Consider the following 22,735-nt stretch of genomic DNA (forward strand, 5'->3'; position numbering starts at 1 on the left):
GCTACCAGCGCCCGCCCGCCGGACGACGGCGACTCGCGCCGGTCCCACCCGAACGGGTACCTCAGGGAACCGCCACGTGATGCTGCGCCCGGCTCACGTCGTACACGCCCGGCACATTGCGCATGGCCCGCATGAGGGCCGGAAGGTGCGCCGCGTCCGGGAGTTGGAGCGTGTAGGTGTGGCGTACGCGCTGCTGGCTGGGGGGTTCGACGGTCGCCGAGACGATCGCGACGCCCTCCAGGGCGATGGCCTCGGTGAGGTCGGCCAGCAGATGGGGCCGCCCGAACGATTCGGCGACGAGGGTGACCCGGGCCTCGGTGGTGTCCCCCCAGTGCACACCGACCTCCGCGCGCCCCGTGCTCTTCATACGCGCCACCCCGGCGCACTCCACGCGGTGGACGGTCACCACTCCCCCGCGCACGGCGAAGCCGGTGACCTCGTCGGGCGGTACGGGCGTACAGCAGCCGGCGAGTCGTACGGTCGCCCCGGGCTGGTCGACGACGGCGGTCGCGGCGGCAGGGGAGGCATCCGGGGCAGCGCTGGAGCCGTCCTGTGCGGGACGGGCGCCGGCGGCCTCACGGGCGGGCTCCGCGGGTGTCTCCTCGGCCTCCGGGAGGTCGCCGGAGGTCTCCGGACCGTCCGTCGGTTCGTCGTGTGTCGGATGGGCGGCGAGCCAGCGCTGGATGGCGATCCTGGCGACAGGTGTGTGCGCGTGCTCCAGCCACTCCCTGGAGGGCTCGGAGGCCGGGTCCTGCCCCATGAGGAGCTGGACCGTGTCGCCGTCCCGCAGGACCGTGCTCAGCGTCGCCAGTCGGCCGTTGACCCGGGCGCCGATGCAGGCGTGCGCGTCCTCGCCGTACTGCGCGTAGGCCGCGTCCACGCAGCTCGCGCCCTCGGGGAGCCCGAGCGAGCCGCCGTCGGCCCGGAAGACGGTGATCTCGCGGTCCTGGGCGAGGTCCTCGCGCAGGGTGGACCAGAAGGTGTCGGGGTCGGGCGCGGCCTCCTGCCAGTCGAGCAGCCGGGAGAGCCAGCCGGGCCTGGTGGGGTCAATGCGCTCGCCGTCGCCTTCGAGGTCGGCCCGCGCCCCGTCGCCGTCGGTCTGCTCCTCCGAAGGAGGAGCGTAGGGATTGCCGAGCGCGATCACACCGGCCTCGGCGGCCTTGTGCATCTGGTGCGTACGGATGAGGACTTCGGCGACCTGACCGTCCTTGCGGGCGACGGCCGTGTGCAGCGACTGGTACAGGTTGAACTTGGGGACCGCGATGAAGTCCTTGAACTCCGAGACGACGGGCGTCATGCACGTGTGCAGCTCGCCCAGTACGCCGTAGCAGTCGGCGTCCTCGTTGACGAGGACGAGGACCCGCCCGAAGTCGGAGCCGCGCAGTGTGCCGCGTTTGCGCGCCGTCCGGTGCAGGGACACGAAGTGCCGTGGCCGGATGAGGACTTCGGCCTGGATCCCCGAATCGCGCAGTACCGCGCGCACCTCGTCGGCGATCTCCGCGAGCGGGTCGTCCGCGCGGGAGGCGTTGTTGACGATCAACTCCCGGGTGTGCTGGTACTCCTCGGGGTGCAGGATCGCGAAGACTAGGTCTTCCAGTTCGGTCTTGAGCGCCTGGACGCCGAGCCGTTCGGCGAGCGGGATGAGCACGTCCCGGGTGACCTTGGCGATGCGTTCCTGCTTCTCGGGGCGCATCACGCCCAGGGTGCGCATGTTGTGCAGCCGGTCGGCGAGTTTGATCGACATCACGCGGACGTCGTTCCCGGTGGCGACGAGCATCTTGCGGAAGGTCTCGGGCTCGGCGGCGGCGCCGTAGTCGACCTTCTCCAGCTTCGTCACACCGTCGACGATGAAGCGGACCTCGGCGCCGAACTCCTCGCCGACCTGATCCAGCGTCACATCGGTGTCCTCGACGGTGTCGTGGAGCAGAGACGCCGTCAAGGTCGTGGTCTCCGCGCCGAGTTCGGCGAGGATCAGGGTCACGGCGAGCGGGTGCGTGATGTACGGCTCGCCGCTCTTGCGCATCTGGCCGCGGTGCGAGGACTCGGCCAGGACGTAGGCCCGGCGCAGCGGATCCAGGTCGGCGTCGGGGTGGTGGGCGCGGTGCGCCTCGGCGACGTGGCCGATGGCGTCGGGCAGCCGGTCGCGGGTGGCGGAGCCGAGGAAGGCCGCTCTGCCCAGCCTGCGCAGGTCGATCCGGGGGCGGGCCCGTCGGCGGGGCGCGGGAGTCCCCCCTTGCTCCAGCGAGACCGCGAGCTTGGGCGAGGACGTCACAGCACCTGGGCTCGCGGGATTCGTGGCCTCCGCACTCATGGGCACCTCCGGCTACCTGGACCGGCGGACGGGATGCCCCATGGCGGACGGCGGCTCAGGGGATGACGTTGTTCCCCCGTCCGGGCCGGTGCTTGATGCTACCGAGCCCACCACGCGCGACTGACCACCTCTCGTCGAGCGTGAAACGGATCACCCATTCGAGCGACGGTTCGAGGGCCTGTGCATTCGAGCCACCCGACCTGCGATCGACCTCGTTTCCGAGTCATGGAGGGCCACAGGACTACGGTTCCACGGCGCACAGGCCCCGTGGGCTGCGATGCCCGACCACCACCCGCTTCACTTCACCGCGGTTTCCAGCCACTCCGCATCGATCTCGCCCTCGGCGACGATCACCGCGGGACCGGTCATCTCGATCTCGCCGTCGGCCCGCTCGGTGATCACCAGGCGCCCGCCGGGCACATCGACGGTGTACGTCACCGGGGCCCCGGTCACGGCCGGGTCCGCGCCGTCGCGCCGAGCGGCGGCCACGGCGACGGCACACGCGCCCGTGCCGCACGAGCGGGTCTCACCGGCCCCGCGTTCGTGCACGCGGAACGCGACATGACGCGGGCCGCGGTCGACCACGAACTCGACGTTGACCCCGTCCGGGTAGACGGAGGCGGGGCTGAACGGCGGCACGGTGAACAGGTCGCCCGCGTGCGCGAGATCGTCCACGAAGGCGACCGCGTGCGGGTTGCCCATGTTGACGTTCCGCGCGGGCCAGGCGTGCTCCCCCACCCGTACAGTGACCTCCCCTTCGGGGAGGAGGGCCTTGCCCATGCCGACGGTGACGTCGCCCTCCTTGGCGAGGTGCACGCTCTTCACGCCCCCGCGCGTGGCGATGGCGATGTCCCCTTCGGCGACATGTCCGGCCCGCTGGAGATAGCGCGCGAAGACCCGCACCCCGTTGCCGCACATCTCGGCGATCGAGCCGTCGCCGTTGCGGTAGTCCATGAACCACTCCGCCTCGCCCGCCATGCCCCTGGCCTCGGGATGCGCGGCGGACCGCACGACGTGCAGCAGTCCGTCACCCCCGATGCCCGCACGCCGGTCGCACAGGGCGGCGACGGCGGCCGGGGAGAGGTCGATGAGGTTCTCGGGGTCGGGGACGATCACGAAGTCGTTCTCGGTCCCATGGCCCTTGAGGAAGGCGATGCTCGTGCTCATCCCTCGATCGTACGGGGTGGGGGCGCCCCGATAGGGGCGCGGGGAACTGCGCGCCCAGCCACGACGGCGCCGCAGCGAACACACGAGCCCTCTCGGCCCCTCCAGCGGAGCGCTTAGCGCAACCGGGCCACTCGCCACACAGCGAGCACGATCACGACGGCCCCCATCACGACGTACGCCAGCACGACCCGCCAGTCCCGCCGGCGGCCGTCACCCAGCCCAGGTGCCGTGTAGCCCACCCTGCGGGCGGCCATCATGCCCCAGCCCGCGGCGCAGGAGCAGATGAGCAACCCCAGCATGGCGATGACCGCTCCGCTGTCGCCGAAGTCGAACGCCAGCGGGAAGGCGAACATCAGGGAGCCGAGCGCGGCCAGGACCACGATCGGGGCGAGCTGCCAGATACGCAGACGGCGCTGCGGGCGCAGCTCGACCTCGACCTCGGGCCCGAGGAACATCTCGTCCGGTTCGGGTCCGTCGGCGGTCACGCCGCCCTGGGTGTCGTCGGGCCCGTCCGGGCTCAGACGGTCCTCGCCCTGTTCCGTTTCGCCACCGTCACCGGTGACGTGTCCCGCGCCTTGTGCGGTGTCGCGAGGGCCGGCCTCCATCGCCACGCGCCCTCCCAACTCGGACTCCACTTGGTCGATCGAAGCTCGATGATGGCACGGCGCCGGAGGCCTGGATGACGGCCGGAGCGTCCCGATGCCATGACGTGATCAGGCTGTGACCGGTCGTTCGACCAACGCCAGTGCGAGGCCCGGAAGTTCTGTGAGATCCGCCGCAGCCCCACTGAGCCAGTGCACCCGGGGATCGCGTCTGAACCATGAATCCTGACGGCGCGCGAAGCGTTTGGTGGCGCGCACGGTCTCCGCACGCGCGTCGTCCTCGCCGTACTCCCCCGCGAGCGCCGCGAGCACCTGCTGGTAGCCCAGCGCGCGCGATGCCGTGAGCCCCTCGCGCAGGCCGTGCGCCTCCAGCGCGCGCACCTCGTCCATGAGCCCCGCCGCCCACATCCGGTCGACCCGGCGCGCGATGCGCTCGTCCAGCTCGGGGCGGGACACGTCGACGCCGATCTGGACGGTGTCGTACACGGAGTCGTGGCCCGGGAGGTTGGCGGTGAAGGGCTTGCCGGTGATCTCGATGACCTCCAGGGCCCGGACGATACGGCGGCCGTTGCTGGGCAGGATCGCGAGCGCGGCCTCGGGGTCGGCGGCGGCCAGCCGGGCGTGCAGGGCGCCGGAGCCGCGCAGGGCCAGCTCCTCCTCCAGGCGGGCCCTGACCTCGGGATCGGTGCCGGGGAACTCCAGGTTGTCGACGGCTCCACGGACGTACAGACCGGAGCCGCCGACCAGGACCGGCCAGCGGCCCTCGGCGAGCAGTGCGTCGATCCGCTCGCGTGCGAGGCGCTGGTACTCGGCGACGCTGGCCGCGACGGTCACGTCCCAGATGTCGAGGAGGTGGTGCGGGACGCCTCCGCGTTCCTCGGGCGTCAGCTTGGCGGTACCGATGTCCATCCCTCGGTAGAGCTGCATCGAGTCGGCGTTGACGACCTCCCCGCCGAGACGCTGGGCCAGGAAGACGCCCAGATCGGACTTTCCGGCTGCGGTGGGGCCGACGACGGCGATGACTCGGGGGGAGGGGGGTGTGCTGCTCACTGCCCCAGTCTCCCAAACCCGGGACCCCTCCTCGAACGAGTTACGTGACGGTGGGTGTCCGGGGTCGTTGCCAGTTGCGAGGTTCGCGCCGCCGGATTCGGGAGGCGGTGACGGGGGCGACGCAAACGGACGCACCGGGCGACGCGGGATTTCGCCCGCACGAGTAACGTATGGAGTGGATATGGGCGTTTTTGCACGGTTTCTTGGACGGTCGAAGACCGCGGAAGAGGCGTCGGCCGCCGAGGAGCAGTCCGTCGCGGTGACGGACGAGGCCGCGGCGGAGGAGACGGAAGTGGCGAAGGGGTCGCCCGAGGCCGGCAGCGGTGCCGGGACGGAGAGTACGGCGGAGAAGCCGGAAGCCGTGGCCGTGGCCGCCACCGAGGGCGTCGAGATCCCCAAGCAGCAGTCCGCCGAGGAAGCCGCCGACAGCGAGGCCGGTGAGGGCGCCCGCAAGTGACTGCCCGCGAGGGAAGGTGAACCATGGGCCTGCTGGACAGTTTGAAGGCGAAGCTCGCCCCGGCCAAGGACAAGGTCTCGGACCTCGCGCAGCAGCACGGGGACAAGATCGAACGGGGTCTCGACAAGGCCGCGAAGGTGGTCGACGACAAGACCAAGGGCAAGTACAGCGACAAGATCCATACGGGCACCGACAAGGCGAAGGGCGCCGTGGACCGTATCGCGCACAAGGACGGTGACACCACCCGGGACGACACGTTCACGCCGCCCCCGGACGCACCACCGCCGGCTTCCTGACCGGCACCGACAGCACCATCGCACGACATCGGCGGACGGCCGCGGAGCAGACGCTCCCGGCCGTCCGCCGCGTCCGTACGCCCTCTACGACCAGGCCGCGACCACGTACCCCACGCCGTACGGCGCGTCCTCGTACAGCAGCGCGCCCGCGAGGCCTGCGTCCTCGGCCGCGCCCGCAAGGACCTGCCAGGGGGCGCGGCCCGAACACTTCAGCTCGTACGCCAGTTCCGCGTCCAGCGTCTTCAGCGCCGCCACGTCCGCCGCGCCCAGCGCCCGTCCGGCCTCCTCGTCGAACCCGGCGGCCCGCTCGTCCAGATACCCCGGTGCCTTGAGCGTGCGGCAGGCGCTGGCGTCGCCCATCACCAGCAGGGCCAGCCGCTCCGACCGTCCGCCGATGTCCCGTCCGGCCTCGAAGCATCGCTCGGGCGCGAGCGGTTCGCCCACGCCCAGGCCTTCGACGGGCGCCACGGACCATCCGGTCCGCTCCAGCAGCCAGGCGGCGACGGCGAGCGACGACGGCAGCTCCCCTTCCGTCTCTGCGCCTCCGGTGCCCAGGCGTACGTCGACGTCCACGCCGAAGCCGCGGAACGAGCCGCGGGTGCCCTCCGGGTGCGGTCCACGCCCGCCTTCCCCCGCCGGTCCGACGACGAGCAGGCGGTCGGGGCGGGAGGCCGCGAGGACGCCCAGCGCGTCCGTACAGGCGGTGCGGGCGGCGTCCAGCTCGGGCGCGGCGCCCGCGGCCACCTCGGGCACGAGGAGGGGCGGACAGGGGCAGACTGCGGCGGCGACGAGCATGATCGGCAGCGTAACCCCGGAGGACGGCCCGGCGTCACTCCTCGAAGAGCACGTCCGTCAGGTCGATGACCGTGAGCACGAGCACCACGAGCTTGCCCTCACTGATCACGTACTCGATGAAGAGATTGCGCGACAGGGCGAGCCCACGTGTGGACTCGTCGCCGAGGACGGAATGGGAGAGCTTGTGCCGTGGGTCGGTCGCCAGTATGGCCAGGCCACGCTCCAGCAGGTCACGCCTGTCGGCGGTCAGGCTGTCGCGCACTTTGGCGGCCTGTTCGGTGAACGCAACGCTGTACGGCAACATGTGATGCTCCTTCCCTGTCCGCATTGTGCCAGGACGTCAGTCGCAGCCGCAGCCGCTCCCCGTAGCCACCGGCAGCGGAGCGGGCGCCCCGATCTTCGGCAGGCCGAGCATCACGCCCGCGGGCTTGGCGGCCTCCGCGGTGTTGCGCTTCTCCCAGGCGTCACCCGCGCGCGTGGGACGCACGTTCAGAACGGAGCCCTCGGCGAGGAGGTGGTGCGGGGCGGCGTACGTGATCTCGACCGTGACCACGTCCCCTGGGCGTACCTCGGTGTCCGGCTTGGTGAAGTGGACCAGGCGGTTGTCGGGGGCGCGGCCGGAGAGGCGGTGGGTGGCGCCGTCCTTGCGGCCCTCGCCCTCGGCGACCATCAGCTCCAGGGTGCGGCCGATCTGCTTCTTGTTCTCCTCCCAGGAGATCTCCTCCTGGAGGGCGGCGAGGCGCAGGTAGCGCGCCTGGACGACCTCCTTGGGGATCTGGTTCTCCATGGTGGCGGCGGGCGTGCCGGGCCGCTTGGAGTACTGGAAGGTGAACGCCTGCGCGAACCGGGCCTCGCGGACCGCGTGCATCGTCTGCTCGAAGTCCTCCTCGGTCTCCCCGGGGAAGCCGACGATGATGTCGGTGGTGATAGCCGCGTGCGGGATGGCGGCCCGCACCTTCTCGATGATCCCCAGGTAGCGCTCCTGGCGGTACGAGCGGCGCATCGCCTTCAGGATCGTGTCCGAGCCGGACTGCATGGGCATGTGGAGCTGCGGCATCACGTTCGGCGTCTCGGCCATGGCGGCGATGACGTCGTCGGTGAAGTCGCGCGGGTGCGGGGAGGTGAAGCGGACGCGCTCCAGGCCGTCGATCTTCCCGCAGGCCCGCAGCAGCTTGCCGAAGGCCTCGCGGTCGCCGATGTCGGAGCCGTACGCGTTGACGTTCTGCCCGAGCAGGGTGATCTCGGAGACGCCCTCGCCGACCAGGGCCTCGATCTCGGCGAGGATGTCGCCGGTGCGACGGTCCTTCTCCTTGCCGCGCAGGGCCGGGACGATACAGAAGGTGCAGGTGTTGTTGCAGCCGACGGAGATCGACACCCAGGCCGCGTACGCGCTCTCGCGGCGGGTAGGCAGCGTCGACGGGAACGCTTCGAGGGACTCGGCGATCTCGACCTGGGCCTCTTCCTGCACGCGCGCGCGTTCGAGCAGGACGGGCAGCTTGCCGATGTTGTGCGTACCGAAGACGACGTCCACCCAGGGCGCCTTCTTCACGATGGTGTCGCGGTCCTTCTGCGCGAGACAGCCACCCACCGCGATCTGCATCCCGGGGCGCTTGGTCTTCATCGGGGCGAGCCGGCCGAGGTTGCCGTACAGCCGGTTGTCGGCGTTCTCACGCACGGCGCAGGTGTTGAAGACGACGACGTCCGCGTCTCCGTCCGCGTCCTTGGCGGCACGTACATAGCCAGCGTTTTCGAGCAGACCGGACAATCGCTCGGAATCATGGACGTTCATCTGGCACCCGTACGTGCGCACTTCGTAGGTCTTGACGTCCACTGCCGGGCTCCGGTCGTTGCTGCTCGTCATGGGTCAAGGGTATGCGGTCACGAACAGGAGCCCGCCTCAGTCCCTTCACCCCTCAGTGCCGCCTGTTCTCGGCTGAACAACGACGTCGGCGTCGCCGCACGCCTTGAGGGCCGGGGCTACGAAGATGAACAGGGCGGCCGACGCGACTGCGGGGCGCATTCCGTTTCAACATGCTCGCCACGATCACACCGCCGGTCGCCATGCCGCTGCTGACGTCATCGGCGCCGCTCGTCCGGTGCTGGGCTCCGTTGGAACTGAACGCCGGGGCTGCGCCGCCTGCGGCCCGGACGCTGGTGTTGCGCAAGTACCTCACGGCCGCGTCATCGTCCAGGCCACCGCACTCGTGGCCTGGCCTGGGGAATCCTCGACAGGTCGAAAGAAACTCATGAGAATGCGCGGGGTGGGGCTATAGCAGGTGCGTGTTGCCCGCTTCAGCTATCCGTCAGCGGCGCCCGGTTTCCGGGAACCCGTGGCGGCGTCTTCCGTCAAGAGATCACCGACGCGGACCGGATCCTGGCGAAGGTCGTTTCCCAGCGAGGTCTATGCAACCAGCAGACCCTGGCCGACTTGTTCGTTGTCGGTCGTGGCACCCACGGCCGACGACGTACTCGCATCCGTCACAGGAGACAGCGAAACACCATGTTGAATTCTTACGGCTTCACTACGCCCGCAACCTGCTGAGCCAGGTTCAGAGGTCGTGCAGCCCATCGCGCGGGTCCGTCGCCGCGCCTCCCTCGGTGACCCGGCGGTAGGCCGCGCGGGCGTGGAGCAAGCGGGCCAGCAGCGTGCCGACGAGAGCTGCGGCGAGCAGGCAGGCGAGCCAGAACGTGTCGCGGTGTCCGGCCCAGGTGAGGGTCCCCACGGGCGGGATGGCGAAGCCGTTGAGGAACAGCCAGCACAGCACCGCCGTACCGGGTGCCGCGGTGAAGCGCGCGCACAGGCCCAGCAGGGCGGCCAGCAGGGACAGTGCCGTCAAGGCGAGTTCGGGCTGGTCGGTGCCGGTGAGGGTGTTGAGCAGCGCCACGAGCACCAGGGCACCGCCGGAGGCCGCAGCCCACACCAGCGGGGTGGCGACCGGCCGGGGGACAGGCCGCACCCCGGAGCTGAGAGACACCCACTCGATCATGCTGACGTTTCCTTCCAGTCCTGCCAGTCCTGCCAGTCCTGTCAGTCGTTCCGGGGGGACGCGGATTGTCCCACTCGGCCCTCGGCCGCACTCCCATGACCGATTCCAGACCCTCGTTAGGGTGACACCGACAACTGTCCGAGATAACGCCCGAACCAGACAGGGGGCAGCCATGGGTGCTCCACGCCTGAGCAGTACGCCGTTGCCGGGGATTGGCGTGCGCTATGACCTGACGACACGGGAACAGCGCCGCCTGTCGGTCGTCGCCCACCGCGACGGATCACGGACCCTGGGCGCGTACCGCAAGGACGATCCCGACGCCTGCGATCTGTCGGTGCGGCTGACGTCCGAAGAGACGGCGACCCTCATCGACGCTCTCATGCCGGCGCACCACAGCCCGAACCTGCTGTCCACGACCGACCTGGGGCTGGTGGCGGAGCGGATCGAACTGTCCGCCACCTCGCACTGGAACGGGCGGCTGCTGGGCGAGACGCGGATGCGCACCGAGACCAGTGTGTCCATCGTCGCGGTGCTGCGCCGAGGCGAAACCGTCACCTGCCCCGGACTTCCGGCTGGCCGGCGGCGACACCCTGATCCTGATCGGTACGCGCGAGGGCGTGGAGGCAGCCGCGGCGATACTCGGCAGGTAGTGACCCGGCATGCACTCCTCCGCGGTGTTCCTGATCGAGTTCGGCGCGATCACCCTCGGTCTGGGGCTGCTGGGACGGTTCGCCGGGCGGTTCCAGTTCTCGCCGATTCCCCTGTATCTGCTGGCCGGCCTCGCCTTCGGTGAGGGCGGGCTCCTGCCGCTGGGCACCAGTGAGGAGTTCGTGGCTACCGGCGCCGAGATAGGCGTCATACTCCTGCTGCTTCTGCTCGGCCTGGAGTACAGCGCCTCCGAGCTCGTCTCCAGCCTCAAGACCCAATACCCCGCCGGCGCGGTCGACCTGGTCCTCAACGCCACCCCCGGTGCGGCGATGGCGCTGCTGCTGGGCTGGGGCCCGGTCGCCGCCGTCGCCCTGGCCGGGGTCACCTGGATCTCCTCCTCCGGCGTCATCGCCAAAGTCCTCGGAGACCTGGGACGACTCGGCAACCGCGAGACACCCGTCATCCTGAGCATCCTCGTCCTCGAAGACCTCTCCATGGCCGTCTACCTGCCCATCCTCACCGCCCTGCTCGCGGGGGTGAGCCTGGCGGGCGGCGCCGCCACCCTGCTGATCGCCCTGGGCACCGTCGGCGCCGTCCTGTACGTGGCCCTGCGTCACGGCGGGCTGGTCAGCCGGGCGGTGTCCTCCGACAGTGCCGAGATGCTCCTGCTGGTCGTCTTCGGACTGGCCCTCCTGGTGGCCGGGGTTGCCCAGCAGTTGCAGGTGTCGGCGGCCGTGGGGGCGTTCCTCGTGGGTATCGCGCTGTCCGGGGAGGTCGCCGAAGGGGCCAGCGGCCTCCTCACTCCGCTGCGGGATCTGTTCGCCGCGGTGTTCTTCGTCTTCTTCGCCTGCACACCGATCCGGCGGACATCCCGCCCGTCCTGCTCCCGGCGCTCGCCCTGGCCACCGTCACCGCGCTGACGAAGATCGCTACCGGCCACTGGGCCGCACGGCGCGCCGGGATCTCCGCCAAGGGCCGCTGGCGGGCCGGCGGCACCCTGGTCGCCCGCGGCGAGTTCTCCATCGTCATCGCCGGACTCGCCGTCGGCGTCGAACCGCGTATCGGCCCACTGGCCACGGCATACGTCCTGATCCTCGTCGTTCTCGGGCCGCTCACCGCCCGCTACACCGAACCGGTGGCCCTGCGCCTGACGGACCGGCTGCGCAAACCCACTCCTGTGGTCTCCGAGCACCCCGCGGCCGAGGCGACCTCCCTGCCTCTCCCGAACGCCCACAACGCGGTGGACGACCGAGGCACGGTCGACCGAGCATGCCAGACGGGGCGCTGGGTATCCCGGTCGCCCCACAGAGCGTCCAGGCTTCCGCCGTACGCCTCTTCCATCTGCGGCCAGACCTCGCGCATCCGCGGGTGCAGGAGATGGACCGGCCCGCTGAAGCTCGCCGCGGCACGGAACAGCCCCGGGCGGCGGGCCGTGTAGGACACCGCGCCGAAGCCGCCCATCGACAGCCCGGCCACCGCCCTGCGTGTCCCGGCGCCGTAGTGGTGTTCGAGCAGCGGGCGCAGTTCGTCCAGGTGGAAGGTCTCCCAGGCGGGCGGGCCTCCGCTGCCGTGGTTCCGCCAGTTGCTGTAGAAGCCGACCTGCCCTCCTTCGGGCATCACCACCAGGACGTCGCGCAGTTGGGGGAGGTCCTCGATATCGGACTCTCGGATCCAGGTCTTGTAGGTCTCCGGTTCGAAGCCGCCGTGCAGGAGGTAGAGGACGGGCCAGCTCCGGCCGTGCCGCCGCCGCTCCCAGCCGTCCGGCGTCAGCAGCCGCACTCTGGCCGTGCCGCCGAGTGCGGGCGAGGCGACGGTGAGATCGACCTGGCGCGGGGCAACCCGCTCTTCCCGTACGACTTTCGGGCCTTGCAGGGCGTCCAGCAGGAGCGGCAGTGAGCGGTGGAACTCTCGTGCCCAGTACGGCGGGGAGTGCGTGCCTGCGTAGAAGTGCGTCGTCACCGGTGTTCCGGCGGAGGCCAGGCGGGCGGCAAGGGTCCGGGACTCGCGTTCCATGAGCGTCTCCGTCGGAGAGATCGCGTCCTCGGGGAACGGACCGGACGGGTCCTCCAGTCCGGGAATCTCCGGGTCGGGTTCGGTACCGGGCGGGTCGAGGACGCCTGCCGTGCCGTCACCGCTGGAGAGATACACAGGTGTCGTACGCAGTCGATCGGCCAGGTAATAGGGGTCGTGGGCCTGCCAGTTGGCGCGCTGGGCGACCGGGTCGCCCCACAGCGCCTTCCAGTCCAGGCCGAGGTACGTCATCGCGGCCCGGATCGCGTGCGGATGCTGGCTCGGGTGGACGAAGCCGCTGTAGCTCGCCACCGCCCGGAACAGTCCCGGGTGGCGCGCCGCGTAAGAGAGGGCACCGAACCCGCCCTGCGAATCCCCCGCGGCCACACGACGGGTACCCGCTCCGTAGTGCCGTTCCAGGAGAGGGCGCACCTCCTTGAGGTGGAAGGTCTCCACCGCGGGCGGGCCGCCCCGGCCACCGTTGTACCAGTCCGTGTAGAAGCCGAACAGCGGCATCTGCGGCATCACGACGAGCACGTCGCGCAGTTGGGGCACGTCCCGGAGCCGGGCGTCGTAGTCCTCGGTCCAGGCTTTGTGGTTGCCGTCCCCGCCGACCAGCAGATACAGCGTCGGCCAGCTGTCGCCGGGCCGTCGTTCCTGCCAGCCGTCCGGGGTCAGCAACCGGACCTTCGCGGGGCGGCTCAGGGCCGGGGAGTCGAGGGTCAGGTCGACCACGCGGTCGCCCACCGTCTCCTCGGCGGTGACCCGAGCGCCTTGCGGGGCGGGCTGCGTCGCGTCGGCATCCGCGCAGGAGACCCCGACCACCAACAGGAGATCGGCGATCACCAGGGCTAGGAGCAGCCGTATGCGTGCAGTCGTCCACGGCATGGTGATTCTCCATTCGTCAGAGGGCTTCAGAGGGCTGTGAGGATCAGGCGTCCCGCCTGCGCAGGGTCACAGCGGCCAGCAGGAGCAGCGCCGTCGTGTAGCCCGTGACGAGCAGCAGGGACGGCCAGGGGCCGAGGCTGCCGACCGTCTCCGGGGTCGCGTCCGAGGTCTGGGTGAGTTTCTGGAGGGCGGCCGTCGGTGAGATGCCCGCGACCCAGCGCTGGGCGTAGCCGAAGAGCGGCCCGAGGAGGGACGGCAGGAGCAGCAGGCCGATGACGGCGGTGACGGCGCCGGCGGAGTGGCGTACGAGGGTGCCGACCGCCAGGCCGAACAGTGCGGCCACCGCGAAGCAGGCGGCGACGCCGAACAGGGCGGGCAGCGGCTCCCCTTGGGCGTACGTGCCGTCTTCGAGCATCGCGTCGCCGACGAGGTAGGCGAGGGTGCAGGAGGCCAGCGCCAGGACGTACGTCAGCCCCGCGAGCAGCGTCGCCTTCGCCGCCAGTACGCTGGCGCGGCGCGGGGTAGCGGCGAAGGTGGTGCGGATGCTGCCGCTGCCGTACTCGCTGGTGATCACCAGGGCGCCGACGACCGCGGCGAGCGTCTGTGCGGTGACCGAGAGGGTGAGGCCGGCGCCGAGCACCGTGTCGTCCGGCTGCAGGCTCCCTGTCGCCGCGACGAACACCGCGCCCAGCACGGGGACGACGGCGGTGGCGACGGTCGTCCACACCAGGGAGCGCACGCTGCGGAACTTGATCCACTCATGTGCGAGCGCCTGCGGAAGACCGGCTCGTGCCTGTATGGGGATGGTCATCGGACGGCCTCCTGGGGTGTCCGGTACTCAGTCGAATCGTGGGAGAGGGCCGTGTACACCTCCTCCAAGGAGGAGTGCACGGGGGTGAGTTCGTGTACAGCGAGGCCGTGAACGCGGGCCAGCTCGCCGATGGTGGCGGCATCGAGGCCGTCCACGCGCCAGCCGCCCCGGGCGTCGAGCCCTACGGTCGCGCCCATGGCCGCCATCAGGTCCCGGAGCCGCTCCGGTTCCGGGGAGCGAACGAGCACATGGGCGCGGGAGTCGGCCTCGATGAAGTCCCGCACACTCGTGTCGGCCAGCAGTCGGCCCTTGCCAATCACGATCAGATGGTCGGCGGTCAGCTCCATCTCGCTCATCAGGTGGCTGGAGAGGAAAACCGTACGGCCCTGCCCGGCAAGGGACTTCAGCAGCGTACGGATCCAGCGGACGCCCTCGGTGTCCAGGCCGTTGACCGGCTCGTCGAGGATCAGCACCTCCGGGTCGCCGAGCAGTGCGGCGGCGATGCCGAGCCGCTGGCTCATGCCGAGCGAGAAGCCCTTGACCCGCCGCCCGGCCACCTCGGTCAGACCGGTCAGGTCCAGGACTTCGGTGACCCGGCGGCGCGGGATGCGGTTGCTCGCCGCCAGCCCGGTCAGGTGCTGGTGAGCGGTGCGTCCGCCGTGCACACCTTTGGCGTCCAGCAGCGCGCCGACCATGCGCAGGGGCGCGGGCAGTTCGGCGTACCGTCGGCCCACCACGGTGACGGTACCCGCGGTGGGTGCGTCGAGGCCGAGGACGAGGCGCATGGTGGTGGACTTTCCGGCGCCGTTGGGGCCGAGGAAGCCGGTCACCCGGCCGGGCCGGACGGTGAACGTCAGTCGGTCGACGGCGGTCCGGTCGCCGTAGCGTTTCGTGAGGTCGTGTGTTTCGATCATGCCGACCACGGTAGGAAGCCCGGACGATCCGGACATCCGCCGCCGGGAGTCGGCCGCTACTCCCACGGGAGTAGCTCTCGCCGGACCCAGTCCCAGGGCGCCGACCGTTGCCCGCCCCGTGCGGCTTCAGCACCGATCACGGCAGCGAGCTGCGGCGCGTCTTCCGGTTCCGGGAGGGGCCTCGCCGACTCGCTCAGCCTTCTCCTGCCCTGACCAGTCCCGTCTCGTACGCCAGCACTACCAGCTGCGCCCGGTCCCGCGCCCGGAGCTTGATCATCGCGCGGCTCACATGGGTTTTCGCGGTCAGCGGGCTCATCAGCAGCGTCCGGCCGATCTCCTCGTTGCCCAGTCCGGCCGCGACCAGCGCCATCACCTCCCGCTCCCGCTCGGTGAGCACCGCCAGCCGCTCCGCACCCACCGCCTCCGGGCCCTTCAACCGGGCGAACTCCTCCACCACAGCGCGGGTCACGGCCGGTGCGAGAAGGCTCTGCCCGGCCGCGACCGTACGGATCGCCGCCCGCAGTTCGTCCGGCTCGATGTCCTTCAGCAGAAACCCGGCCGCCCCGTGCCGCAGCGCCTCGAAGACGTAACCGTCGGCCTGGTACGTGGTGAGCATGACCACGCGTACGCCGTCCAGGGCAGGGTCGGCGGCGATCTGGCGGGTGGCCTCGATGCCGTCGACGCCGGGCATACGGATGTCCATCAGCACGACGTCGGGCCGGGTCAGCCGCACCGCTTCCACGGCCTGCCGCCCGTCGGCCGCCTCCGCGACCACGACCAGGTCGTCGGTCAGGTCCAGCAGGGCGCGGAAGCCCGCCCGTACGACGGTCTGGTCATCCGCGAGCACCACACGCACCGTCACGATCGCTCCCCTCCGTCGCCGCCACGGGCCGGCAGTTCGGCCCGCACCCGGAACCCGCCGCCGGGCACCGGTCCGTAGTCGATCGTGCCCCCGGCCGCCGCTGCCCGCTCCCGCATCCCGGCCAGGCCGAAGCCGCCCCCGGCTGGTGACGGGGAGGGAGGGCCGTCGTCGACGACCTCTACCATCAGTCCACCGTCGCCCCGCACGACGGCCACCGCCGCGTGCCGGGCACCGGAGTGCTTGACGACGTTCGTCAGCGCTTCCTGCACGATCCGGTACGCGGCCAGCCCCACCACCGACGACACCCCGTCCGGCTCTCCCTCCTGCCGGAGCGTGATCTCCACATCGCCGCCCGCGAACCGGTCGACCAGTTCGGCGAGCCGCTCGAGCCCCGGCGCCGGTTCCACCGGTTCGCCCTCCGTCTCGCGCAACACAGTGACGGTGGCGCGCAGCTCCCGTACCGCCTCCTTGCCCGCCGCCCGCACCTGCCGCATCGCCGCCCGGGCCACCTCGGGCTTCACGTCGAACGCGTCCAGCGCCACGCCCGCCTGCACGGTCATCGCCGCGACCGTGTGCGCAACCACGTCGTGCAGCTCACGGGCGATCCGGACCCGCTCCTCGTGCACCCGACGGGCCGCCTCCCGCTCCCGGTCCTCCTCCGCACGGGCGGCCCGGGCGACGTACTCGGCCTGCAACTGTCGCCGCGTACGCACCGCTTCACCCAGCAGTAGCGGCACCAGCGGCCACAGCATCTCCAGTACCGCCAGCCCTTGCGGGTTCACCACGTCGTTGCCCACCCACAGCGCGACCGCACCCGACGTGAGGGAGGCGATCAGTCCGGTCCGCACCGTGCGGCGCCGGTCGCCCTGTACCGCGACCGTGTACAGCGCCACGATCACCGGCAGATTCAGCAGCTCCCCGATGTGCCCGTACAGCGCCCAGCCCGCGCACGCCGCACCCGTCACCACCGCGACCGCCACCGGCCACCGCCGCCGCCACACCAGGGCGAGGAGCGAGACCGCCAGCAGCAGCCAGGTGAACCAGTCCGCCTGCCGGTACTCCGGTTCGTTCGACCACGCGTCCAGTCCGGTGAACCACGCGACCACAGCCACCACGAGCAGATCCACGGACCTGGGCGAAAGATCCCGCAGCCGGGCGGTCAGGCGATCGAAGGACGTCACCTCCCCACCGTATGAGCGGCAGTGCCTGAGCGCGTACGACAGCGGGAGTACCCGCGCAGCACCGTCCGCCCGGCACTCCGCCGCCGGGCAGCAGTGGTTTCAGGCGTGAGCACTTGGCATGTGTCAGATCGCCCCGCCCGCCCTCGGGCACGACGCCCTCGTTCCCTCACCCCTGAAGACGCGAGCTGTCACGCGGCGACCCGCCGTGCGTACACCTCGATCTCGATCTTCATCCGGGGTCGGCGAGGCTGCACATCAACATCGTGGCGGCCGGTCGGACCTGGCCGAAGACGTGACGCAGTACCGGCCAGCAGGGCTCGAAGTCGGCCCGGTCGGGCAGCAGATAGCACACCCGCACCACGTCGGCAGTCGAAGGTCACGGACCGAACGGCCGCAGTATGGCGCCTGTGGGCAGCGTGCCCTGCCGGTGGCCGTGTCCCACAGCCGTACGTCGAAGTCGTCACCGCCGGTGGCCGGCGTCCGCCCATCTGGGTATAGGCCGCCTCGACCTGTTCAAGGAGAGCAGTGAACTGGTTTTCGCACACTTCGTTGAGCGTGACGATGTCGGGCCGGTAGTCCAGCAGTGAGGAGACGATCGCAGGGACCGCCGTACCCTCGCCACTGCCACCCTTGGAACTGCACTCGTCGTTGTCGTCGACCGCGCCGCACATGTTGAAGGAAGGGCCACGGCCACTGCCACCAGAGCCGCCATACCTAACCGTGATCGTCGGCCGGGATACCGCCACACCGCGGACGATCTTCGGTGTCTCTCACTGCGTATGCGCGTGACTGTCCCCCAAGCTCTGCCGGGTTGATCACGGATTCATCCGTATGTACACCCCTTGCGCATGGCGCCCGGATACTCCCCTTTGATCATGCGCCTGTCAAGAGTCGGTCGGGATGGCGGCCGTCGCTTGCAGACCGGCGCATGGACCGAAGTGATGGCGCTCGGCGCACGCGGGCATGGCAGAGTTACCGGCCTGCTCCTTGGTTCGGTCGGCCGGGCCGCCCTCCACCCGCCCGCTGCCCGGTCACCGTGGTGCCGCTCCGGCATCGGGCCGCCTCACCGGTGGGTACGCGGCGCTCCAGCAGCCGGGGAGCAGCCTCTTTGGTGGGTCCGCCTCGGGGGTGGCAGCCGCTGTCGACTCGCTGCTCAGTCCCGCAGCGGGTGCACCCCCGGAGGCAGCGTTCCGCCGCTCCGTGCTTCCCACCAGCGCTGGGCTGCCGGGGACACCCGCTCCCGTGGGTATCCCGTATGGGTCTGGAAAGCCTCGGTCATCTCCGCCACGGGTCGGTGCGGCCGCACAGCCATCAGTACCGCGTCGTATCCGCCCGGCAACGGCGGTGCCACCACGGCGACTTGGTCCCCGGACCTGAGACGCAGCACCAGTCCCCGCAGTTGGTGCTCATCCCCGGGTACGGAACGCAAGCGCCTGTGCACCAGGTCCTTCGCCGGGGAGTCCAGCCGCACGTAGGCCAGCAGGGTTCCGCGTTTGAACTCCTCCCAGCGCCCCAGCCCGAGAGCGCGGAACAGCGGCTCCTGCCACGGGCGCAGCTCGTCCAGACGTTCCAGCAGACGCCGCAGGAAGTCCCGGATCGACGGCTCGTCGTGTGGCTGCCAGGACAGGTCCCTCTCCCAGGAGTTCTCGGCGAGCGCCGCCTCGACCGATGCGTACGCCTCCCCCGTGGTGAGGTCGGAAAACGGCTGCTCCAGGATCATGTGAGCGATGCGCTCGACCTCCTGCTCGCTCAGCTCCCGGCTGAACTGCAGACAGTAAAGGATCCCTACGACCACCCCGAAGCGCATGCGCACAGTATGCGAAATGGCTGCGCCCCCTCGGGCGGGACCATCACATCGTACGGCTGGCGCACGGCCGGGTCAGTATCGAAGCCACAGGCCAACCGGCTCGGCGCGGAGCGAAGCAGAGATCTCAAAAGTGCAGGAACGGCTTCGCCGGGACTGCCTGCCGAGCGAAGGGACTGGATGAGGATGCCCTGGCCAACTCGCGTGATAGACCGGGAGAGTTCGTGGGCGATTCTCGTGGGCGCGTCAGAGTATCTCGATTCCACGCTGGAAGGGATTCCGCAGGCCGAGACGAGCGTGTCAGATCTCAGGCGTGCTCTGACCGGGACCACCGGACTGTTCTGTGAAGAGCACGTGGTCACCGTCACCAATCCCAAGAGCACAGACGAAATCCTCGGCCCGTTGGACCAGATCGCGGGTCAGCAGCCGGACGTGGTGCTCTTCTACTACGTGGGGCACGGCATGCAGGAATCCTTGGACGGCGGCGGGCACGGACTCATGGAACTCTTCCTGACTCTCCACGGCTCAGTCGACAAGGGTGCCGACCGGATCCGAACCGGCGTGCCCGGCAACGCCGTATTCAGCCGCCTGCGGTCGCTGCGGGCGAAGCAATCAGTCGTGGTACTCGACTGCTGCTTCGCCGGCCGGGCGCTCGAGGACCGGAGCGCGGGAGACGTCCACATCCTGTGCGCCACGGGCAAGACCACTCGGGCGCGGTACGGACTGACGGACAGGCACACCGGCTTCACCGGTGCCCTGCTGCAGTTGTTCGAGCGCGGGATTCCGGACGGCCCGCAGCACCTTGACCTGAACACCGTGTTCCACTACCTGTCCGTGATCTTGCCCACCACTGCCGCTGACGCATCCGGAGGTCGTCTGCCGCGCCCACGGCAACGCGCCACGGACCACAGCGGCAACCTCGCCTTCGTCCGCAATCCCGCGTTCGGTACGGCGCGCACTCCGGAGGGCATAGCAGCCCGCGCAGAATTCGCCCGACGAGTGGCCGATCGCGGCAGTGTTCAAACGCTGCCCGCCGGAGAACAGCGGATGCTGCTGGCTCACGCGACCGAACTCTTCGCGTCGATCGCGGCCGACTCAATGGGGCTCGCGCCGGACTCGGAGGGGCACCGCTCGGCTTCCGCCACATAGCAAGCGGCCATGAAACCCACGGCCTTCAGCCAGAGCTTCGGGCAGTACCGAATCCGCGCGCTACCTCAGAGATCGCATCCTGCAGGCGCAGTCTGTTCGCCAGATCGGCGCCGGGAACAATCTGTACTCTCGTCGTCCCCTCAGCTCCTCCGTGCGCCGTGCCCCTGACGGGCCTGGCTCGATGAGCCACCACGGTGAGCCCCTCGTCCAGCAGCAAATGCCTGCGCTCGGCCCAGTCCGCCCGTGCCCAGAACTCGGCGTAGCTTTCCCCGGTGCTCACCCTGCGCCACTCCTCCTGCCGCTGAGGAAGCCGACAGCGCCGCCCTGCGCTCCCGCAACTTGCCCGTCCTCACCGTGTACTCCGCCTCGCCCTCGGCACTCCAGCCCCGGGCAGAGTCCTTCTCCTGCCCCAGCCACCGCAGAGCCGCGCGCACCTGACGGAGTTCCGCCGTGTGATCCGCGGCCGGACGGTTACTTAGCGTGTTACCGCAGGTGGCGGGGGTTGGGGAGCGAGTCCGTAAGGACTCCAGCCCCGTGAACTCTGCCCCGATTTGGGTGGTTGTCCGGCGAAAGCCCCACGCGGCAACGGAGTTCCCCATGGACAGGAGATCGACCAAGATCCTTCTGTCCACGAGGACCTCCGTCGGAGGCTCAGTGTCGCACCCCGCCCGCAACAACCACCCTTCCCTGGCCGGAGACCAGTCATCCTCTCCGCGGCCCGTCCCCGCTGAGCTGTGCTTCGGCGAACACCTACGCCTTGGCGTCCTGACCGAGGCAATCACGCCTCAGGCCGTTGACGAAGTGATCGAACGGGCTGGAGCCCGCGAGAAGCGACGACGGCTCCCGCCCGCCCGTGCAGTGATGTATTTCGTCCTGGCGCTGTGCCTGTTCAGCAGCGCGGACAGTGCCGGACCTCCGGGTTACCGGGCCGTACTGCGAATGCTTACGGAGCAGTTGCGGCACCTGCCGGGCTGGGGGATGCAGAAGCTTCCCACCAGCGCGGCGCCGACCCGGGCCCGACAACGCCTTGGGCCTGGGACGGAACCGTCCTGGACGTCCCCAACTCGCCAGGGAACAGCGCTCAGTTGTCGATGATTGTCGATGTAACGACAAAACTGACCCCTGCCTATAGGCTCGGACAATCTGTCACCGACAAGCGCATGGGGGTTCTCGTGACACAACGCCCGCTCGCCGGATCATGCAGAGGGTTACGCCGTATCGCGGTCCTCACCGTATTCGCCCTGACCGTCCCACTGACGGTAACCGCCGCCGAGGCGCACAGCGGCGTGGAGGCCGCCCCTGGCAATCCCGTCATCGCCTGGAACATCCACGCCCAGACCGCCATCTACGACACCGCCAAGCAGTCGCCCACCACCAGCACCCGCAGCTTCGCCATCGTGCAGGGCGCCGTGTACGACGCGGTCAACGCCGTCGCCGGCCGTCCGTACGAGCCCCTGGTCAGCGCGCCCCGCAGCCGCCCCGGGGACTCCACCGCCGCGGCGGTGGCGGCGGCCGCCCACGACACGCTGCTGTGGCTCTTCCCCGGGCAGGCCGAGTCGCTGAACGCCCGGTACGACGAGGCGCTGGCCGCGATCCCCGACGGCCGCGCCGAGGACGGCGGGGTGGCCGTCGGCAGGGCCGCCGCCGCGGCGATGACCGAGAGCCGCCGTGACGACGGCTTCGACCCCACCGCGCCGTGGACCGTCGGCACCGAGCCGGGCGAATACCGGCTCACCCCGCCCGGCTACATCGGCGTCGGCGCCTGGGTGCCGAACCTGAAGCCGTTCGTCGTCCCCGACGCCGGCGCCTACCGGGTCAAGCCCCCGCCGGCCCTGACCGGCGCCGCCTGGGCCCGCGACCTGAACGAGGTCAAGAGCCTCGGCGCGGCCACCAGCACCGTCCGCACCGAGGACCAGACCGAGGCGGCGATCTGGTGGGACGACCCCCGGATGGTCGAATGGTCGATCACCCGGCAACTCGCCGACGCGCACCACCTCAGCAGCCTCCGGACGGCCCGGCTGCTCGCCATGGTGTACGTGGCCTCCGCCGACACCCTGATCGCCTGCTACAAGGCCAAGGCGCACTGGAACTTCTGGCGCCCGGTGACGGCCATTCCGCTCGCCGGCACCGACGGCAACGCGGCCACCGATCCCGACCCGGACTGGACACCGCTGCGGGTCACCGCCCCGTCGCCGGAGTACCCGTCGGGCCACGCCTGCTTCACCACGGCGGTCATGACAACCCTGGGGTCGTTCTTCGGCCGTGACGACCTCACGTTCGCCGCGTACAGCCCCGCCTCCGGCACGACCCGCCACTTCGACAGCCTTCAGGCGGCGACAGCCGAACTCCTGGAGGCGCGAATCTGGGCCGGCGTGCATTACCGCTTCGCCTCCGAGCACGGGCACCGGCTCGGGCTGGCGGTCACCCACGACGTCCTGAACCGCGCCTTCCAGCGGCGCTGACGCGGCCGTCCCTTCCACCACCGCCGGGAGGACAACTCGGGACAGCACCGACACCGGCGCCCTGGCCCGTCGCCTCGAAGCCGACAGATACCGCTTACGGCCGGTCCGTCCCCGTGTCCGGTCATGCTGCCTGGTTGTTGCGGGCAGGGTGCGACACTGAGCCTCCGACGGAGTTCCTCGTGCGACAGAAGGATCTTGGTCGATCTCCTGCCCATGGGGAACTCCGTTGCCGCGTGGGGCTTTCGCCGGACAATCACCCAAATCGGGGCAGAGTTCACAGAGCTAGAGCCCTTAAAGGCTCACTCCCCAACCCCCGCCACCTGCGGTAACACGCTAAATCA

At 70.3% G+C, this 22,735-nt stretch carries 19 protein-coding genes and 4 pseudogenes; 8 read left to right on the top strand and 15 right to left on the bottom strand.

The window, feature by feature from the left end; genetic code table 11:
* Positions 1-61 precede the first annotated feature (61 nt).
* From LUX31_RS09870 to miaA, 4 genes are all read right to left on the bottom strand, one after another.
* Complete coding sequence (locus LUX31_RS09870; protein WP_235474413.1) at positions 62-2,311, bottom strand: RelA/SpoT family protein; 2,250 nt, start codon at positions 2,309-2,311, stop codon at positions 62-64.
* Between the two features lie 297 nt (positions 2,312-2,608).
* Entirely contained in the window at positions 2,609-3,478 is an 870-nt protein-coding gene (gene dapF / locus LUX31_RS09875) for a diaminopimelate epimerase (RefSeq protein ID WP_235474414.1), read from the bottom strand.
* A gap of 113 nt (positions 3,479-3,591) precedes the next feature.
* On the bottom strand, positions 3,592-4,083 hold the full coding sequence (locus LUX31_RS09880) for a hypothetical protein (RefSeq protein WP_235479858.1): 492 nt from the start codon (positions 4,081-4,083) through the stop codon (positions 3,592-3,594).
* Positions 4,084-4,191: 108 nt separating this feature from the next.
* Positions 4,192-5,130 (bottom strand): tRNA (adenosine(37)-N6)-dimethylallyltransferase MiaA, encoded by a 939-nt coding sequence (gene miaA / locus LUX31_RS09885; protein WP_235474415.1) that lies wholly within the window; start codon positions 5,128-5,130, stop codon positions 4,192-4,194.
* 181 nt (positions 5,131-5,311) lie between these two features.
* On the opposite strand from miaA, the gene LUX31_RS09890 reads away from it, so the two are divergent.
* A complete protein-coding gene (locus LUX31_RS09890) occupies positions 5,312-5,587 on the top strand; it encodes a hypothetical protein (RefSeq protein WP_235474416.1) in 276 nt (91 codons plus the stop codon).
* Positions 5,588-5,610: 23 nt separating this feature from the next.
* Entirely contained in the window at positions 5,611-5,883 is a 273-nt protein-coding gene (locus LUX31_RS09895; RefSeq protein ID WP_235474417.1) for an antitoxin, read from the top strand.
* An 84-nt stretch (positions 5,884-5,967) separates the two neighbouring features.
* On the opposite strand, the gene LUX31_RS09900 is transcribed toward LUX31_RS09895, so the two are convergent.
* The 3 genes from LUX31_RS09900 to miaB are packed head-to-tail and all read right to left on the bottom strand — an operon-like array spanning position 5,968 to position 8,539.
* Entirely contained in the window at positions 5,968-6,678 is a 711-nt protein-coding gene (locus tag LUX31_RS09900) for a class III extradiol dioxygenase subunit B-like domain-containing protein (RefSeq protein WP_235474418.1), read from the bottom strand.
* A gap of 34 nt (positions 6,679-6,712) precedes the next feature.
* A complete protein-coding gene (locus tag LUX31_RS09905) occupies positions 6,713-6,982 on the bottom strand; it encodes a hypothetical protein (protein WP_235474419.1) in 270 nt (89 codons plus the stop codon).
* Positions 6,983-7,018: 36 nt separating this feature from the next.
* Entirely contained in the window at positions 7,019-8,539 is a 1,521-nt protein-coding gene (miaB, locus tag LUX31_RS09910; protein ID WP_235474420.1) for a tRNA (N6-isopentenyl adenosine(37)-C2)-methylthiotransferase MiaB, read from the bottom strand.
* Between the two features lie 447 nt (positions 8,540-8,986).
* On the opposite strand from miaB, the pseudogene LUX31_RS37840 reads away from it, so the two are divergent.
* A pseudogene (locus LUX31_RS37840) lies at positions 8,987-9,185 on the top strand (hypothetical protein); the annotation flags it as partial.
* 42 nt (positions 9,186-9,227) lie between these two features.
* Here LUX31_RS37840 and LUX31_RS09915 read toward each other — a convergent pair.
* Positions 9,228-9,665, bottom strand: a complete 438-nt coding sequence (locus tag LUX31_RS09915; RefSeq protein WP_235474421.1) for a hypothetical protein — start codon at positions 9,663-9,665, stop codon at positions 9,228-9,230.
* A 172-nt stretch (positions 9,666-9,837) separates the two neighbouring features.
* On the opposite strand from LUX31_RS09915, the pseudogene LUX31_RS09920 reads away from it, so the two are divergent.
* Together LUX31_RS09920 and LUX31_RS09925 are read left to right on the top strand one after the other, a co-directional pair.
* Positions 9,838-10,315, top strand: a pseudogene (locus LUX31_RS09920) (cation:proton antiporter regulatory subunit).
* Between the two features lie 9 nt (positions 10,316-10,324).
* Positions 10,325-11,467: pseudogene (locus LUX31_RS09925) on the top strand (cation:proton antiporter); the annotation flags it as partial.
* Here the strand turns inward: LUX31_RS09925 and LUX31_RS37845 are convergent.
* The 7 genes and pseudogenes from LUX31_RS37845 to LUX31_RS09965 all read right to left on the bottom strand — a co-directional run bounded on the left by LUX31_RS37845 (position 11,436) and on the right by LUX31_RS09965 (position 18,786).
* On the bottom strand, positions 11,436-13,211 hold the full coding sequence (locus tag LUX31_RS37845; RefSeq protein ID WP_443045943.1) for an alpha/beta hydrolase: 1,776 nt from the start codon (positions 13,209-13,211) through the stop codon (positions 11,436-11,438). The pseudogene LUX31_RS09925 and the gene LUX31_RS37845 sit on opposite strands and share 32 nt — an antisense overlap.
* Before the next feature lie 43 nt (positions 13,212-13,254).
* The gene (locus LUX31_RS09940) at positions 13,255-14,022 is read right to left on the bottom strand and encodes an ABC transporter permease subunit (protein WP_235474422.1); all 768 of its coding nucleotides are present in this window, start codon (positions 14,020-14,022) and stop codon (positions 13,255-13,257) included.
* Positions 14,019-14,936, bottom strand: a complete 918-nt coding sequence (locus LUX31_RS09945) for an ATP-binding cassette domain-containing protein (RefSeq protein WP_235474423.1) — start codon at positions 14,934-14,936, stop codon at positions 14,019-14,021. The genes LUX31_RS09940 and LUX31_RS09945 overlap by 4 nt, the downstream gene beginning before the upstream one ends.
* A gap of 193 nt (positions 14,937-15,129) precedes the next feature.
* Positions 15,130-15,798 (bottom strand): response regulator, encoded by a 669-nt coding sequence (locus tag LUX31_RS09950; RefSeq protein WP_235474424.1) that lies wholly within the window; start codon positions 15,796-15,798, stop codon positions 15,130-15,132.
* Positions 15,795-16,979 (bottom strand): sensor histidine kinase, encoded by a 1,185-nt coding sequence (locus LUX31_RS09955; protein WP_235474425.1) that lies wholly within the window; start codon positions 16,977-16,979, stop codon positions 15,795-15,797. The genes LUX31_RS09950 and LUX31_RS09955 overlap by 4 nt, the downstream gene beginning before the upstream one ends.
* 188 nt (positions 16,980-17,167) lie before the next feature.
* A pseudogene (locus LUX31_RS09960) lies at positions 17,168-17,346 on the bottom strand (RidA family protein); the annotation flags it as partial.
* Positions 17,347-18,132: 786 nt separating this feature from the next.
* Positions 18,133-18,786, bottom strand: a complete 654-nt coding sequence (locus LUX31_RS09965; RefSeq protein WP_235474426.1) for a hypothetical protein — start codon at positions 18,784-18,786, stop codon at positions 18,133-18,135.
* 183 nt (positions 18,787-18,969) lie between these two features.
* Here LUX31_RS09965 and LUX31_RS09970 point away from each other — a divergent pair, with 183 nt between their 5' ends.
* From LUX31_RS09970 to LUX31_RS09975, 3 genes are all read left to right on the top strand, one after another.
* Positions 18,970-19,932 carry a caspase, EACC1-associated type gene (locus LUX31_RS09970; protein WP_268828138.1) on the top strand — a complete coding sequence of 321 codons (963 nt, stop codon included), beginning with the start codon at positions 18,970-18,972 and terminating at the stop codon, positions 19,930-19,932.
* A 597-nt stretch (positions 19,933-20,529) separates the two neighbouring features.
* Entirely contained in the window at positions 20,530-21,027 is a 498-nt protein-coding gene (locus tag LUX31_RS37850; protein WP_443045944.1) for a transposase domain-containing protein, read from the top strand.
* Positions 21,028-21,104: 77 nt separating this feature from the next.
* A complete protein-coding gene (locus tag LUX31_RS09975) occupies positions 21,105-22,394 on the top strand; it encodes a vanadium-dependent haloperoxidase (RefSeq protein WP_235474428.1) in 1,290 nt (429 codons plus the stop codon).
* The last annotated feature ends 341 nt before the right edge of the window (positions 22,395-22,735 follow it).

This window comes from Streptomyces sp. GQFP (genome assembly GCF_021545335.1).
Taxonomy (GTDB): Bacteria; Actinomycetota; Actinomycetes; order Streptomycetales; family Streptomycetaceae; genus Streptomyces.

Bases quoted from the DNA above. Each gene is read 5' to 3' on its own strand.
- miaB (WP_235474420.1), bottom strand. From the start codon at position 8,539: ATGACGAGCAGCAACGACCGGAGCCCGGCAGTGGACGTCAAGACCTAC.
- LUX31_RS09895 (WP_235474417.1), top strand. From the start codon at position 5,611: ATGGGCCTGCTGGACAGTTTGAAGGCGAAGCTCGCCCCGGCCAAGGAC.
- LUX31_RS37850 (WP_443045944.1), top strand. From the start codon at position 20,530: ATGGACAGGAGATCGACCAAGATCCTTCTGTCCACGAGGACCTCCGTC.
- LUX31_RS09890 (WP_235474416.1), top strand. From the start codon at position 5,312: ATGGGCGTTTTTGCACGGTTTCTTGGACGGTCGAAGACCGCGGAAGAG.
- LUX31_RS09900 (WP_235474418.1), bottom strand. From the start codon at position 6,678: ATGCTCGTCGCCGCCGCAGTCTGCCCCTGTCCGCCCCTCCTCGTGCCC.
- LUX31_RS09945 (WP_235474423.1), bottom strand. From the start codon at position 14,936: ATGATCGAAACACACGACCTCACGAAACGCTACGGCGACCGGACCGCC.
- dapF (WP_235474414.1), bottom strand. From the start codon at position 3,478: ATGAGCACGAGCATCGCCTTCCTCAAGGGCCATGGGACCGAGAACGAC.
- LUX31_RS37845 (WP_443045943.1), bottom strand. From the start codon at position 13,211: ATGCCGTGGACGACTGCACGCATACGGCTGCTCCTAGCCCTGGTGATC.
- LUX31_RS09870 (WP_235474413.1), bottom strand. From the start codon at position 2,311: ATGAGTGCGGAGGCCACGAATCCCGCGAGCCCAGGTGCTGTGACGTCC.
- LUX31_RS09965 (WP_235474426.1), bottom strand. From the start codon at position 18,786: ATGCGCTTCGGGGTGGTCGTAGGGATCCTTTACTGTCTGCAGTTCAGC.
- LUX31_RS09905 (WP_235474419.1), bottom strand. From the start codon at position 6,982: ATGTTGCCGTACAGCGTTGCGTTCACCGAACAGGCCGCCAAAGTGCGC.
- LUX31_RS09880 (WP_235479858.1), bottom strand. From the start codon at position 4,083: ATGGAGGCCGGCCCTCGCGACACCGCACAAGGCGCGGGACACGTCACC.
- LUX31_RS09915 (WP_235474421.1), bottom strand. From the start codon at position 9,665: ATGATCGAGTGGGTGTCTCTCAGCTCCGGGGTGCGGCCTGTCCCCCGG.
- LUX31_RS09970 (WP_268828138.1), top strand. From the start codon at position 18,970: ATGCCCTGGCCAACTCGCGTGATAGACCGGGAGAGTTCGTGGGCGATT.
- LUX31_RS09940 (WP_235474422.1), bottom strand. From the start codon at position 14,022: ATGACCATCCCCATACAGGCACGAGCCGGTCTTCCGCAGGCGCTCGCA.